The sequence below is a fragment of the Ruegeria arenilitoris genome (assembly GCF_013032855.1).
Classification (GTDB): Bacteria; Pseudomonadota; Alphaproteobacteria; order Rhodobacterales; family Rhodobacteraceae; genus Ruegeria; species Ruegeria arenilitoris.
In genome coordinates, this window is the sequence record NZ_WQDA01000003.1 from 513,073 (window position 1) to 525,336 (window position 12,264).

Below are 12,264 nucleotides of genomic sequence, written 5' to 3' on the forward strand. Positions count from 1 at the left end.
GCCGTCAGCTTTGTGGCACCAGAAAAAGGGTCGAAAGATGTATTTGCACAAAGTTGAGGGACCAAGGTCAGTTACCCTGCCGGATGGGTCTGTTTTGTCCCGAGCGGATTTGCCGCCTGCGGATACGAAACGCTGGGTCGCATCAAGAAAGGCCATTGTCGTTCGAGGCGTGCTTTACGGATTGATCTCCTTGTCGGACGCCAAGAAACGATACGGCCTGAGTGACGAAGAGTTCAACACATGGGTGTCTGCGGTCGCCGAACACGGAATCGAGGCCTTGAAAGTGACGGCGCTAAAAAAATATAGACAACCTAAAGGCGAAAGCGAATAAATGATTCAACGGTAACGTCAGATTAACCATTTGTGATCAGGGTTAACCCGAACTGGAATAGTTGACCTGAATTGGAGCAGTGCAATGCGAATTCTTCTTGTCGAGGATGATCCGACCACGTCAAAAAGCATCGAGCTGATGCTGACGCATGCCAACCTGAACGTGTATGCGACGGACCTAGGCGAAGAAGGCATAGATCTGGCCAAGCTGTATGACTACGATCTGATCCTGCTTGATCTGAACCTGCCGGATATGAACGGACATGAAGTCCTGCGTCAGTTGCGCATTGCAAGGGTTGAAACGCCGATCCTGATCCTGTCCGGAGCCGACGACACCGAAAGCAAGATCAAGGGCTTCGGTTTCGGGGCCGACGACTACCTGACCAAACCGTTCCACCGCGAGGAGTTGGTGGCGCGGATCCATGCGATCATCCGCCGATCCAAAGGTCATTCGCAATCGATTATCCGAACCGGACGAATCGCGGTCAATCTGGATGCCAAGACGGTCGAGGTCGACAATCAGGCGGTGCATCTGACCGGCAAGGAATACCAGATGCTGGAGCTTCTGAGCCTGCGCAAGGGCACGACCCTGACCAAGGAGATGTTCCTCAACCACCTTTATGGCGGCATGGACGAGCCGGAACTCAAGATCATCGACGTTTTCATCTGCAAGCTGCGCAAAAAGCTCAGCAACGCCACGGGCGGCGAGAACTACATCGAAACGGTGTGGGGCCGAGGATATGTATTGCGCGATCCCCAGACGGACACGGTGGAAAACACTCGCTTGGCCGTCGGCGCCTGAAAATCTGACCCATCTGCCACCGCGGTCCAGGGTGGCACTCGCACTCACGGCTCAGCACATCTGGACCTGACCATGACCTCGCCCTATCACTGGGGTCCAAGACGATGTGACAGGGCGAGGCCATGAGCAATTTGATTGCAGTAGAAGATCTGACCGAGGATCAGGCTCGAGAGGAGTTGGCACGTCTTGCGGAACTCCTGCAGCGGGCCAACGACCTTTATCACGGTCAGGACGCGCCCGAGATCTCGGATGCCGAATATGATGCCCTGAAACTACGGAATCTCGAAATCGAGTCGCGCTTTCCGCAGCTAAAGCGCACCGACAGCCCCAGCGATCAGGTTGGTGCGCGGCCGGTGGACGGTTTCGGCAAAGTGACCCATGCGGTCCGCATGATGTCGCTTGGCAACGCATTCGACGATGAGGACGTAGCAGACTTCGTTCGGTCCGTTCGAAACTATCTTGGGCTGAGCGAAGAAGCGCCCCTCGAATTCACGGCCGAACCAAAGATCGACGGTTTGTCGCTGTCCTTGCGTTATGTGGACGGCGAACTGGTGCAGGCGGCAACACGGGGCGATGGGGAAGTTGGCGAAAACGTCACGGCCAATGCGTTGACCGTTTCAGATATCCCTCAAAAGATCGCTGACGCGCCCGGGATCCTGGAGGTTCGCGGCGAAGTCTATATGTCTCATGACGATTTCGAGAAGCTGAATGCCAAGCAGGCAGAGGCGGGGGCGAAGTTGTTTGCGAATCCGAGAAATGCGGCCGCCGGTTCGCTACGCCAGCTTGACCCAGAAGTTACGCGCGCAAGGCCCCTGCGGTTCTTCGCCTATGCCTGGGGCGAACTGTCCGAGCCGTTGGGAACCACCCAGTCGTCTGCGTTGGATCGATTGAAGTCCTTTGGCTTTTCCACCAACGACCTGACTGCCGTTTGCAGCTCGACCGCGCAAATGCTGGAGCACTACCGCGCAATCGAAGAGCAGCGCTCTACGCTTGGCTATGACATCGACGGCGTCGTCTACAAAGTGAACGATTTGTCGTTGCAGGCCCGTCTTGGGTTTCGCTCGACCACACCAAGATGGGCGATCGCTCATAAATTTCCTGCCGAACTCGCCTGGACCCGGCTTGAGGCGATCGACATTCAAGTTGGCCGCACCGGCGCGCTTAGCCCGGTTGCGCGGCTGCACCCGGTGACGGTTGGCGGTGTGGTCGTGTCCAATGCAACCTTGCACAACGAAGACTACATCGCCGGTCGGGATTCGAAAGGCGAACAGATCCGCGACGGCAAAGATATACGTGTTGGCGATTGGGTGCAGGTGTACCGCGCCGGCGATGTGATCCCAAAAATAGCCGACGTCGACCTGAGCAAAAGGCCGGAACAAGCTGTCCCGTTTGAGTTTCCGACGAAATGTCCGGAATGCGGCAGCGACGCGATCCGCGAGGAAGGCGACTCGGTGCGCCGCTGTACCGGAGGGGTGATCTGCCCGGCGCAAGCGGTCGAGAAACTGAAGCACTTCGTTTCCCGCAAGGCGTTTGACATCGATGGGTTGGGGGCCAAGCAGATCGAAATGTTCTACAACGACCCGGATCTGCCGATCCGTACGCCGGCAGACATTTTCACATTGCAAAAGCGGGACGCTGCAAATCTGAACAAGCTGGCCAACCGAAAAGGCTGGGGCAGTCAGAGCGCCGCAAAACTCTTTGCCGCGATCGAGGAAAAGCGGACAATACCGCTGGGCCGCCTTCTGTTTGCGCTGGGTATTCGACACCTTGGTGAAGCCGCCTCGAACCTGATCGCCAATCACTACGGCACGTGGGACGCGTTCGAGCAGGCTGTCACGGCTGCCAGCCAATTCAGCGGACCCGAATGGGATGAACTGCTGAATATCGACGGCGTCGGTGAAGTCATGGCCCGGACCCTGGTTTCGACATTTGCTCAGGACGCAGAGCGCCAAAGCATCGATGCGCTGGTCGCCCAACTGAACGTACAAGAGGCCAAACGGCCGGATACATCGGGCAGCCCAGTCGCGGGAAAAACGGTTGTCTTTACGGGTACGCTCGAAAAAATGACCCGGGCCGAAGCAAAGGCCCGCGCGGAAGCCCTGGGGGCCAAAGTGGCTGGCTCAGTCAGCGCAAAAACGGACTATCTGGTGGCCGGCCCCGGCGCAGGTTCCAAGGCCAAGAAGGCGGCAGAGCTGGGGATCGAAACCTTGGATGAAGACAGCTGGCTGCAGTTGATCGGGGACGCATGAGCGGCCGTCCAGAGCAACTGTTCCCGCTTTTTGCAGGGCTCGAGAGGCTGGATGGTATCGGTCCCAAGACCGCACGCCTGCTGGCGCAGACCGGGCTGGAAACGCCACGCGATCTGCTGTTTGCATTGCCATATGCAGTGGTTGACCGGCGGCGGCGTGATACGATCCGGGGCGTCGATCTGCCCAAAACACTCACGGTGGAAGTCACCGTCGGCGCCCACCGCCCGCCGCACAACAGGGGCGGAGCCTATCGGATTTTCGTGCAGGACAGTCAGACCGATTTCCAGCTGGTCTTCTTTCACGCCCGGGCCGACTACCTGAAAAAGGTCCTGCCCGAGGGGGCGAGACGGGTGGTGTCTGGCAAGCTCGAACTGTTTGACGGAACAGCGCAAATGGTCCACCCGGACCACATTCTGCCGGTCGAGCAGGCCCACGGCATCCCCGAGTTTGAACCGGTCTACCACCTGACCCAAGGTGTCACCCAAAAGACGGCCTACAAGGCGGCGCAAAGCGCGCTGGCACGCCTGCCGGATTTGGCGGAATGGGCGGATCCTGCACAGGTTGCCCGCCAGAACTGGCCGACCTGGGCCAATGCAGTCCGGGCGGCCCACACACCGCAAGGTGCCGATGACGTGGCAGCGTTTGCTCCCGCGCGCGAACGTCTGGCCTATGACGAACTGTTCGCCCATCAACTGACTCTGGCTCTGGCCCGACTGCGGGAACGCAAAACTCGTGGAACCGTAAGTGTCGCGACCGGGGCGTTGCAGACCCGTGTACTGGATGCGCTTCCGTACAAACCCACTGGGGCGCAGTTGCGTGCCATACGCGAGATAACCGAGGACATGGGTGCTCCGACCCGAATGAACCGCCTGCTGCAGGGGGACGTCGGATCCGGCAAGACACTGGTTGCGTTCATGGCGCTTCTGGTTGCGGTAGAGGCCGGTGCTCAGGGTGTCATGATGGCTCCGACCGAGATCCTCGCGCGCCAGCATCTTGAGGGCCTTCGCCCCCTGGCCGAGGACGCCGGCGTCGTTCTCGAAATCCTGACGGGACGGGACAAGGGGTCCGAGCGCAAGGCGAAGCTGGCCGCGCTCAAGGCGGGTGACATCCAAATTCTGGTGGGCACTCACGCGGTTTTCCAGAACGATGTGGCATTCCATGACTTGCGTCTGGCGATTGTCGACGAACAGCACAGGTTCGGTGTCCGCCAGCGGATGGAGCTCTCAGAGAAGGGACAGGGGGCCGATGTTCTGGTCATGACAGCCACACCGATCCCACGCAGCCTTGCGCTTGCACAATATGGGGATATGGACGTCTCGGTCCTGGATGAGAAACCGCCGGGACGCAAACCGGTCAAAACTGCGATTGTCAGCACTTCGCGCATGGAGGAGGTGGTCGATCATCTGCGCCGCGCGATCGAAGACGGAAAGCAGTGTTATTGGGTCTGTCCGCTGGTCGACGAATCCGAGGTCTCCGACCTCACCGCGGCCGAGGAACGGTTCAAACACTTGCGGGCCCAGCTGGGTGACGGAATCGTCGGCCTTGTGCACGGACAGATGCCCCCGGCCGAGAAAGATGCGGCAATGGCCGCCTTTCAGGACGGGCGGACCAAGGTTTTGGTTGCGACGACGGTCATTGAGGTGGGAGTAAACGTCCCCAACGCCACGATCATGGTCATTGAGCGGGCGGAAATCTTCGGGCTGGCCCAGTTGCACCAGCTACGCGGTCGGGTCGGACGCGGGCATGACGCGTCAACCTGTCTGTTGATGTATCAAGCGCCGCTCAGCGAAGGAGGCCGAAGACGGCTGGAAGTTCTGCGGGAAACCGAAGATGGATTCAGAATTGCCGAAACGGACCTCGAGATGCGCGGGGCAGGGGACCTGATCGGGACCGCTCAATCCGGTCTTCCCCGGTTCCAGATTGCCGACCTAGAACGGCAGGCTGGACTTATGGCTGTTGCACAATCTGACGCGCGTGCGCTGCTGGCTTCGGACCCGAAATTGACCTCGGAAAGAGGTCAGGCCGCGCGTGTTCTTCTTTGGTTGATGAAACAGGATCAGGCCATCCGTTTGATTTCAGTGGGTTAGCGGGTTGCGCGCAAAAAGTTCACAAATGTTCTCATAAAGTTCTTTACTGATCCCCGGAAATATGAGAACAAAAGGTCAACAAAGGATTAATCCCCGACCGGAGGTGAAACATGCTGACCCAGATCAAAAGCGCTTTCAGCCGTTCGCAAGCCACGCTTTTGCAGGATGCAGCCGGCGTAGCTTCGCTGGTTGTAATGCTGATGGTGGCGCTTCACGTGCCCGTCGGGTTCTAAGCCTTTCTGCCTGCGATCTCGTGCCGATCAACCCGCGTATGTCATCCCCATTTCAGTCAAGGGTGACCTGCCTGTCCCAAACCCCTTGAAGGGGCCGTGCCTCGGCCCCACGCGGTAATCCGGACCCCACGCGAGAAACGCATTGACTGCCGCCGCCCTTTCCGCCCGGAAGGAGCGGCGGTTTTTTTACAATTGACCGGTTTTGAAGATCTCAAGCAGGGCTGACAGGACCGAGTTGACGGCCACTGAGGCTAGAATCATTCCCATGACCCGGCTGATGATTGCCGCCCCCGAATGACCGATCAGCCGGATGATTGGCTCGGCCAGTAGCATCAACACAAAGGCGCAGGCCAGCACGGACAGCATGACCAGCGCAGTAATGCCCTGATCCGCCACGCTGTAGCGGTGGTTGTCCGTCAGAATGACGATGGCCAGCATAGCACCGGGTGAGGCCAATGACGGGACCGCCAAGGGGAAGATCGCCGGGTTGTGCCTGTGCAGCTTGTCTTCCATGTCTTCTTCGGCCTGGCGCTGTTCGATTTCCTGTTTGCTTTCGCCAAAAATCATCGTCAGCGCGAATAGGAACAGGATGATCCCGCCGGCGACCTGAAACGAGTTGAGGCCGATATCCAGCGCCTCGATCAGCAATTGCCCAAAGACCAGAAAGAACAGAAGGATCCCGGCGCTGATCAGTGCGGCCAGCAGGGCAGTGCGCCGACGCGCGGCGGCTTCGATACCCGCAGTGACGGCAATGAACACCGGGATGGTTCCGATCGGGTCGATGACGACCCACAGGGTTACAAAATGCTCCAGAAGGTTGTTCAATTGGCTTCTCCGTCAAATTGGTCAGGAGGTTAGCCGCCTTCGTTTCAAAAGACCATGTTCAGGCGCAGTTGGCTTGTTCGGCCTTCTCGAAAGCCTCGGCGATCGCGTCCAGGGCAAGCATGACCGACGCGTGCCGGTTCTTGTAATCGCGGGCGGGCCGCAGAACTTCCAGTTCGTCAAACGGCGCATCCGGGGTGGGGCCGTCACTCTTGAGCATGGCCGCCAGCTGGTCGCGCGCGGTTTCGATTTGGGGGCGGGTTGCCCCGATGACCGATGCACCGACCACTGCCGCTGCGGCCTGACCCAGTGCGCAGGCTTTCACGTCCTGACCAAACTCGGTAATCCGGCCGTCCCGCACTTTGATGTCCACGGCAACTGTCGAGCCGCACAAGGGCGACCGTTTCTTGACGGTCGCATCCGGATCTTCCAACCGCTGCAGGTGCGGAATGTCGGCCGCCAGCGCCAGAATGCGCCCGGAGTAGAGCTTGATCAGGTCGGTTTCGCCGGACATGGGTTTCCCTCGGTGGATGTTCCCCATACATAGTGGCCATGTTCTGGGATGCAAAAGGTTTTTGCGATGTCGCGCTCTGCTACGTTCGACCCGTCGACGCTCAAATTCAATGAGGCTGGGTTGGTCCCGGCCATCGCGCAAGAGGAGAGCACCGGCGAGGTTCTCATGATGGCTTGGATGAACGCCGAGGCGATCCGAAAGACGCTGGAAACTGGGCGCGTCACCTATTGGTCGCGCTCGCGCCAGTCCTTCTGGGTCAAGGGAGAAAGCTCGGGCCACGTGCAAGAGTTGGTGGATTTTCGCGTCGATTGCGATCGGGATTGCCTGTTGGTTCTGGTACGACAAAGCGGCCCCGCTTGCCACACAAACCGCCAAAGCTGCTTCTACACCGCCGTCCGGGACGGGGAAGAGGTCGAATTGATGTCGCCGATGGTTTGACGGCGCCTAGCGGGCCTAAAGACCGACCATTGCGCGGACGTCTTCCGGCGTCGCTCCGTCGGCCCGGTATTTCGCAATCGCCCTAGCGTCATCTCGCTTGGCCAGCCGTTTGCCGGTGTCGTCCCGGACCAGTCGGTGATGGTGATAGGTGGGCGTCTCCAACCCCAACAAGCGCTGAAGCACCACGTGAATCCCGGTTGCGTCAAACAGATCCTGACCGCGAACCACATGTGAGATGTTCTGGGCCGCATCATCCAGTACGACTGAAAGGTGATAGGACGTGCCCATACCCCGTCGGGCGAGGACGACATCGCCGACGCCGTGCAGCATCTGCTCGTTCGACAAATCGACCCAGCCAGTCGCGCCATCCGGACCGGACCCGGTCTCGTGAAACCTCAACCCGGTGGCGTCCCTCGCGATCCGGCGCAGCGCTTCGGACATATTGAGACGCAGGGCCACATCCTCCGGGATCGCGGACTGCACCTGCTGCGTCCACTGTTTACGGCATGTTCCGGGATATATGACGCCGTCAGGTCCGTGCAGAGGATACCCTTCCTGCGGCGCACTGGCGGCGGCCGCGATATCCTTGCGATTGCAGGTGCACGGATATAGCAGTCCTTGGGACCACAGCCGGTTCAAGGCCTGCCGGTAGAGCGGCATTCGATCGGATTGCCGCAACACAGGGCGAGGCCACGTCAAACCCAACCACGTCAAATCGTCATAGATCTGATCCTCCCAATGCCGACGCGCCCGGGACTGATCGATATCCTCGATCCGCAGCAGGAACGTGCCGGAGTTTCGGTCAGCGAGGCCATACGCCAGCAATGCAGAATACGCATGACCAAGATGCAATGGCCCGGTTGGAGATGGGGCAAATCTTGTAGTGAATTTCACGTCTTTTCAACGGTATATACGTCGGATTTCAAGTCCAGCCCTGGCAAGTGCGGTCCGTGTTCGCGAAACAGAAGGCGCGCCGCTCCCATGTCCAGCCATTCGTTCAGGCGCCCGGTATAGCCGGGATCATCCAATGTATGGTCGTTGAACGAAAACGCCAGCAGGCCACCTTTGGGCAAGACTTTCATCAGCATGTCGAATGTCTGGGGCGGCGCGGCGCCGGCGCCGATCACTCCGATCGCGGCGATTGCCTTGTATGCCCCCGTCTCCAACGGGTTGGGATCGGTGATGTCGATGGCAGCAAGGTTGCGGTAGACGCCCTTGGCAGCAGCACCTTTCAGCATCTCTGGTGTCGGATCGACGCCGTCGATTGCCCGGTATCCGACCTTGTGCAAGGCGACACCGGACAACCCGGTCCCGCAGCCATAGTCAAGGATAGGCGTGTCCGGTTCCGGCACCTTGGACCACAACGCCTCGGCCACGCGGCCCGGCGTGGCATACCCGTGCTCGGCCACCTCATCTTCGTAAGAGGCCGCCCATTTCTGGTAATGCGCCTGGGTTTCCCGCGGCGTGTTCAGATCATATGTGTTTTTGAGGAACTTCTCGCTCATGCCGTCAGTTTAGGCGCGTGGCCCGGTCTGCGTCCAGTCAGCTTTGCGTCAGCCACTGCTGCCATGCCTCCTTGGCGCGATCGGTATAGGCTTTGTAGCGATCCTTGCGGCCGCGCCGTCCGCCTTTCAACCCGTCGACCGGTCGGAACAAACCAAAATTCACGTTCATAGGCTGAAAGGTCTTGGCCTCTGCGCCGCCGGTGATGTGGTGGATCAGCGCGCCCATGGCGCTGTCCTGTGGAACCGGGGGCAGGGAGTCGCCAAGGATCTCTGCCGCCGCGAGACGACCTGCCAGCAGGCCCATCGCGGCGCTCTCGACATATCCTTCAACCCCGGTGATTTGCCCGGCAAATCGGATGTTCGGCTTGGATTTCAGGCGCATCTGCGCATCCAGCAAGGTGGGCGAGTTGATGAAGGTGTTGCGATGGATGCCGCCCAGACGGGCAAAACTGGCATTCTCGAGCCCCGGAATCATCCGGAACACCTCGGTCTGGGCGCCGTATTTCATCTTGGTCTGGAACCCAACGATGTTGAACAGCGTGCCCAAAGCGTTGTCGCGGCGCAGTTGAACCACGGCATGGGGCTTTACGTCCGGCTGATGCGGATTGGTTAGGCCCACCGGTTTCATGGGCCCGTGGCGGAGGGTCTCGCGGCCCCGTTCGGCCATGACCTCGATCGGCAGGCAGCCATCAAAATAGCCGGCGGTTTCACCTTCGTGGAACTCGGTCTTGTCAGCGGCCAGCAGCGCGTCGATGAAGGCCTCGTACTGGTCACGGTCCATCGGGCAGTTCAGATAGGCGGTACGCTCTTCCTCGGTTTCACCCTTGTCATAGCGCGACTGCATCCAAGCCTTGCTCATGTCGATCGTGTCAGCGTAGACGATCGGGGCGATCGCGTCGAAAAAGGCCAGCGCCTCGGCCCCGGTCTCGCGCTGGATCGCTGCGCCCAACGCTGGCGAGGTCAGCGGACCGGTGGCAAATATCCAATGTCCATCGTCCGGAAGCGTAGTGACTTCCTCACCGGTGACGGTGACGCGTGGGTGCGCCTTCAGCTTGGCGGTCACCGTTTCGGCAAAAGGTTCACGGTCTACGGCAAGAGCGCCGCCCGCAGGAAGTCGGTGGGCGTCTGCCGTGGTCATGATCAACCCATTGGCCGCGCGCATTTCCCAATGCAGCAAACCAACGGCATTCTGCTCGTCATCATCAGACCGGAACGAGTTGGAACAGACCATCTCGCCCAGGTTGCCGGTTTGATGCGCAAAAGTGCCCACTTTGGGGCGCATTTCGTGAATCACGACGTCCACGCCCATTTCGGCGGCCTGCCATGCGGCCTCGGATCCGGCCATGCCGCCGCCAACGATATGCAATTTCTGTGTCATGTGCGTCCAAATAGGGCAGGTGGCCCGCGCGTGCAACGGCCAACGAAAACTGCCGCCAACAATGCAGCAACGCTATGATTTTATTGGGAAGTCTTGGGGTCGCCGCTGCGGGAATGTCTGCGCCGGTGAGAGAAACCAGCTTGGAGGGACCTTCCGCCCACGGCGACCCAAAAGATAGTGAGGGCCTAAGCCCTGTCTCAGCTTTGCCACAGAGATGCCCTTTTGAAAAGTGCAAAAATGCGAACAGTCGATAATTTTAGCCATAACAATTGCGTCATTGGGTCCAATTTGGTGAACGTTTTTCGATAAATGCGGAAATACCTTCCTCGGTATCCCGGTGCAGCATATTTTCAGCCATTACGCCGCCGGTAAAGGCATATGCCTGATCCAAAGGCATCTGAAGCTGCTGATAAAACGCCTGTTTCCCGATCTTTACCGCCGCGCCCAGTTTGGAGGCCAACTGCTCGGCCAACGACAGGGTTTCATGTTCCAGCAGCGTTTCCGGAACGACACGATTGACCAGGCCCAGCTCGGCGGCCCGCTCCGCTGGTATGAAATCACCGGTGGTCAGCATCTCAAACGCCAGTTTTCGCGGAATGTTGCGGCTCAGCGCCACCATCGGCGTCGAGCAGAAGAGACCGATATTCACGCCATTGACGCCGAATCGCGTTCCTTCGGCTGCCACGGCCAGATCGCAGGTCGCCACCAGTTGGCAGCCGGCGGCCGTTGCAATGCCATGGACCTGCGCGATCACCGGTTGGGGCAGGGATTGGATCGACATCATCATTCGGGCGCAGCGATTGAACAGATCGGTGAAGTAGGCCTTGCCGCCATCTTCGGCTTGCCGGCCTGCGGTCATCTGCTTGAGGTCGTGACCGGCACAAAACGCCTTGCCTGCCCCAGACAGTATCACGGCGCGGATCGTACGATCATCGCGCAGGGTATCCAGTTCAGATTGCAGCGCCTCCAGCATTTCGTCGCTCAGCGCATTCAGCCGCTCGGGCGTATTCATTTTCAGATGAGCGATCGCGCCCGTGTCGTTACGTTCCAAAATTGCCATCTTGCCCTCCTGCCGGCTGTGGGGCCAACTCTAGGTCGGCAAATCGAGGAGGGGAAGCATGTCATTGACTATGAACAAGGAAGAGCTGACGGAATATCTGGCGCAGGTCTTCCCGCAGGTGCACAAGGATTTCGTCGTCATGGATCTGACCGACGACTCGATCCGCATGCGCCTCGTTGTCGAAGATCGGCATCTGCGTCCGGGCGGAACCGTGTCCGGGCCCTCGATGTTCGCCCTGGCCGATGTCTGCGTCTATTCGATGGTTCTAGCGCGAAAGGGCCAGCAATCGCTGGCGGTGACCACCAGCAGTTCCATGGATTTTCTGCGCAAACCTGCCGGTGGGGCCGACATGATTGCCGAGTGCAGGTTGCTGAAACTGGGGCGTACGCTGGCTGTTGGTGACGTCCTGATGTACTCGGAAGGGCAGGAGGCGCCGGTGGCGCGCGCCAGCATGACCTACTCGCTGCCACCTGCCGGATCCGCCGCAGCTGCGTTCGGATAAAAAAATGCCGGGGACAAGCCCCGGCACAGGAAGAGGTCCCGTAATTGGGACTGGGGATATTCTAGCCAAGCCAGAATTGGCGGCGTGCTTCGCGGTCAGCCTCAAAGCGCGTCAGTCCGACATCCTTAAGCAGACGGTCGTCCAGCCTGCTCAGGTTGACGCGACTGCGGCGCCGGCGTTCCCATTGGGTGACAGTCGCCGCAAAACGCACGGCCAGCGCAGCGATCAGAGGCAGCCGGGGGCTGTCGTTCAGCAGCAAGAGGGCGGAGGTGTGCATTGCGCGTGTCATGGTAAGTATCCTTTCAAATTGTATTGACACAAAGCATAAATGTTCGGTACATTGC

General features: G+C 59.5%; 14 protein-coding genes. 7 read left to right on the forward strand and 7 right to left on the reverse strand.

What is annotated here, in order from left to right; all coding sequences use genetic code 11:
* Positions 1-37 precede the first annotated feature (37 nt).
* The 5 genes from sciP (at position 38) to GOW72_RS19045 (ending at position 5,701) form a co-directional block, all read left to right on the forward strand.
* Entirely contained in the window at positions 38-331 is a 294-nt protein-coding gene (sciP, locus tag GOW72_RS12685) for a CtrA inhibitor SciP (protein WP_170338674.1), read from the forward strand.
* Positions 332-415: 84 nt separating this feature from the next.
* Positions 416-1,132, forward strand: a complete 717-nt coding sequence (ctrA, locus tag GOW72_RS12690) for a response regulator transcription factor CtrA (RefSeq protein WP_170339250.1) — start codon at positions 416-418, stop codon at positions 1,130-1,132.
* Positions 1,133-1,254: 122 nt separating this feature from the next.
* Positions 1,255-3,381, forward strand: coding sequence for an NAD-dependent DNA ligase LigA (ligA, locus tag GOW72_RS12695; RefSeq protein WP_170367081.1), 2,127 nt, complete (start codon positions 1,255-1,257; stop codon positions 3,379-3,381).
* Positions 3,378-5,468 (forward strand): ATP-dependent DNA helicase RecG, encoded by a 2,091-nt coding sequence (gene recG / locus GOW72_RS12700; protein WP_170367082.1) that lies wholly within the window; start codon positions 3,378-3,380, stop codon positions 5,466-5,468. The genes ligA and recG overlap by 4 nt, the downstream gene beginning before the upstream one ends.
* A gap of 110 nt (positions 5,469-5,578) precedes the next feature.
* On the forward strand, positions 5,579-5,701 hold the full coding sequence (locus GOW72_RS19045) for a hypothetical protein (protein ID WP_261391793.1): 123 nt from the start codon (positions 5,579-5,581) through the stop codon (positions 5,699-5,701).
* 186 nt (positions 5,702-5,887) lie between these two features.
* Here GOW72_RS19045 and GOW72_RS12705 read toward each other — a convergent pair whose 3' ends face one another.
* On the reverse strand, positions 5,888-6,526 hold the full coding sequence (locus tag GOW72_RS12705) for a MarC family protein (protein WP_093962021.1): 639 nt from the start codon (positions 6,524-6,526) through the stop codon (positions 5,888-5,890).
* 58 nt (positions 6,527-6,584) lie between these two features.
* Positions 6,585-7,037 carry an iron-sulfur cluster assembly scaffold protein gene (locus GOW72_RS12710; RefSeq protein ID WP_170367083.1) on the reverse strand — a complete coding sequence of 151 codons (453 nt, stop codon included), beginning with the start codon at positions 7,035-7,037 and terminating at the stop codon, positions 6,585-6,587.
* A gap of 48 nt (positions 7,038-7,085) precedes the next feature.
* Between GOW72_RS12710 and hisI the strand changes: the two genes are divergently transcribed.
* The gene (gene hisI, locus GOW72_RS12715) at positions 7,086-7,475 is read left to right on the forward strand and encodes a phosphoribosyl-AMP cyclohydrolase (RefSeq protein WP_170367084.1); all 390 of its coding nucleotides are present in this window, start codon (positions 7,086-7,088) and stop codon (positions 7,473-7,475) included.
* Positions 7,476-7,490: 15 nt separating this feature from the next.
* Here hisI and gluQRS read toward each other — a convergent pair whose 3' ends face one another.
* The 4 genes from gluQRS to GOW72_RS12735 all read right to left on the reverse strand — a co-directional run bounded on the left by gluQRS (position 7,491) and on the right by GOW72_RS12735 (position 11,418).
* Entirely contained in the window at positions 7,491-8,369 is an 879-nt protein-coding gene (gene gluQRS / locus GOW72_RS12720) for a tRNA glutamyl-Q(34) synthetase GluQRS (RefSeq protein WP_170367085.1), read from the reverse strand.
* Positions 8,366-8,980 (reverse strand): class I SAM-dependent DNA methyltransferase, encoded by a 615-nt coding sequence (locus GOW72_RS12725; protein WP_170367086.1) that lies wholly within the window; start codon positions 8,978-8,980, stop codon positions 8,366-8,368. The genes gluQRS and GOW72_RS12725 overlap by 4 nt, the downstream gene beginning before the upstream one ends.
* A 37-nt stretch (positions 8,981-9,017) precedes the next feature.
* On the reverse strand, positions 9,018-10,358 hold the full coding sequence (trmFO, locus tag GOW72_RS12730) for a methylenetetrahydrofolate--tRNA-(uracil(54)-C(5))-methyltransferase (FADH(2)-oxidizing) TrmFO (protein WP_170367087.1): 1,341 nt from the start codon (positions 10,356-10,358) through the stop codon (positions 9,018-9,020).
* Between the two features lie 274 nt (positions 10,359-10,632).
* Positions 10,633-11,418: an enoyl-CoA hydratase gene (locus tag GOW72_RS12735; RefSeq protein WP_170367088.1), complete on the reverse strand. Its 786-nt coding sequence runs from the start codon at positions 11,416-11,418 to the stop codon at positions 10,633-10,635.
* Positions 11,419-11,476: 58 nt separating this feature from the next.
* Between GOW72_RS12735 and GOW72_RS12740 the strand changes: the two genes are divergently transcribed.
* Complete coding sequence (locus GOW72_RS12740; protein ID WP_170367089.1) at positions 11,477-11,920, forward strand: PaaI family thioesterase; 444 nt, start codon at positions 11,477-11,479, stop codon at positions 11,918-11,920.
* Positions 11,921-11,981: 61 nt separating this feature from the next.
* On the opposite strand, the gene GOW72_RS12745 is transcribed toward GOW72_RS12740, so the two are convergent.
* On the reverse strand, positions 11,982-12,209 hold the full coding sequence (locus GOW72_RS12745) for a DUF1127 domain-containing protein (protein ID WP_170367090.1): 228 nt from the start codon (positions 12,207-12,209) through the stop codon (positions 11,982-11,984).
* Between the last annotated feature and the right edge of the window lie 55 nt (positions 12,210-12,264).

Coding starts and splice junctions, on each gene's coding strand:
- GOW72_RS12740 (WP_170367089.1), top strand. CDS start 11,477: ATGTCATTGACTATGAACAAGGAAGAGCTGACGGAATATCTGGCGCAG.
- ligA (WP_170367081.1), top strand. CDS start 1,255: ATGAGCAATTTGATTGCAGTAGAAGATCTGACCGAGGATCAGGCTCGA.
- sciP (WP_170338674.1), top strand. CDS start 38: ATGTATTTGCACAAAGTTGAGGGACCAAGGTCAGTTACCCTGCCGGAT.
- GOW72_RS12725 (WP_170367086.1), bottom strand. CDS start 8,980: ATGAGCGAGAAGTTCCTCAAAAACACATATGATCTGAACACGCCGCGG.
- GOW72_RS19045 (WP_261391793.1), top strand. CDS start 5,579: ATGCTGACCCAGATCAAAAGCGCTTTCAGCCGTTCGCAAGCCACGCTT.
- GOW72_RS12745 (WP_170367090.1), bottom strand. CDS start 12,209: ATGACACGCGCAATGCACACCTCCGCCCTCTTGCTGCTGAACGACAGC.
- recG (WP_170367082.1), top strand. CDS start 3,378: ATGAGCGGCCGTCCAGAGCAACTGTTCCCGCTTTTTGCAGGGCTCGAG.
- ctrA (WP_170339250.1), top strand. CDS start 416: ATGCGAATTCTTCTTGTCGAGGATGATCCGACCACGTCAAAAAGCATC.
- trmFO (WP_170367087.1), bottom strand. CDS start 10,358: ATGACACAGAAATTGCATATCGTTGGCGGCGGCATGGCCGGATCCGAG.
- GOW72_RS12735 (WP_170367088.1), bottom strand. CDS start 11,418: ATGGCAATTTTGGAACGTAACGACACGGGCGCGATCGCTCATCTGAAA.
- hisI (WP_170367084.1), top strand. CDS start 7,086: ATGCAAAAGGTTTTTGCGATGTCGCGCTCTGCTACGTTCGACCCGTCG.
- GOW72_RS12710 (WP_170367083.1), bottom strand. CDS start 7,037: ATGTCCGGCGAAACCGACCTGATCAAGCTCTACTCCGGGCGCATTCTG.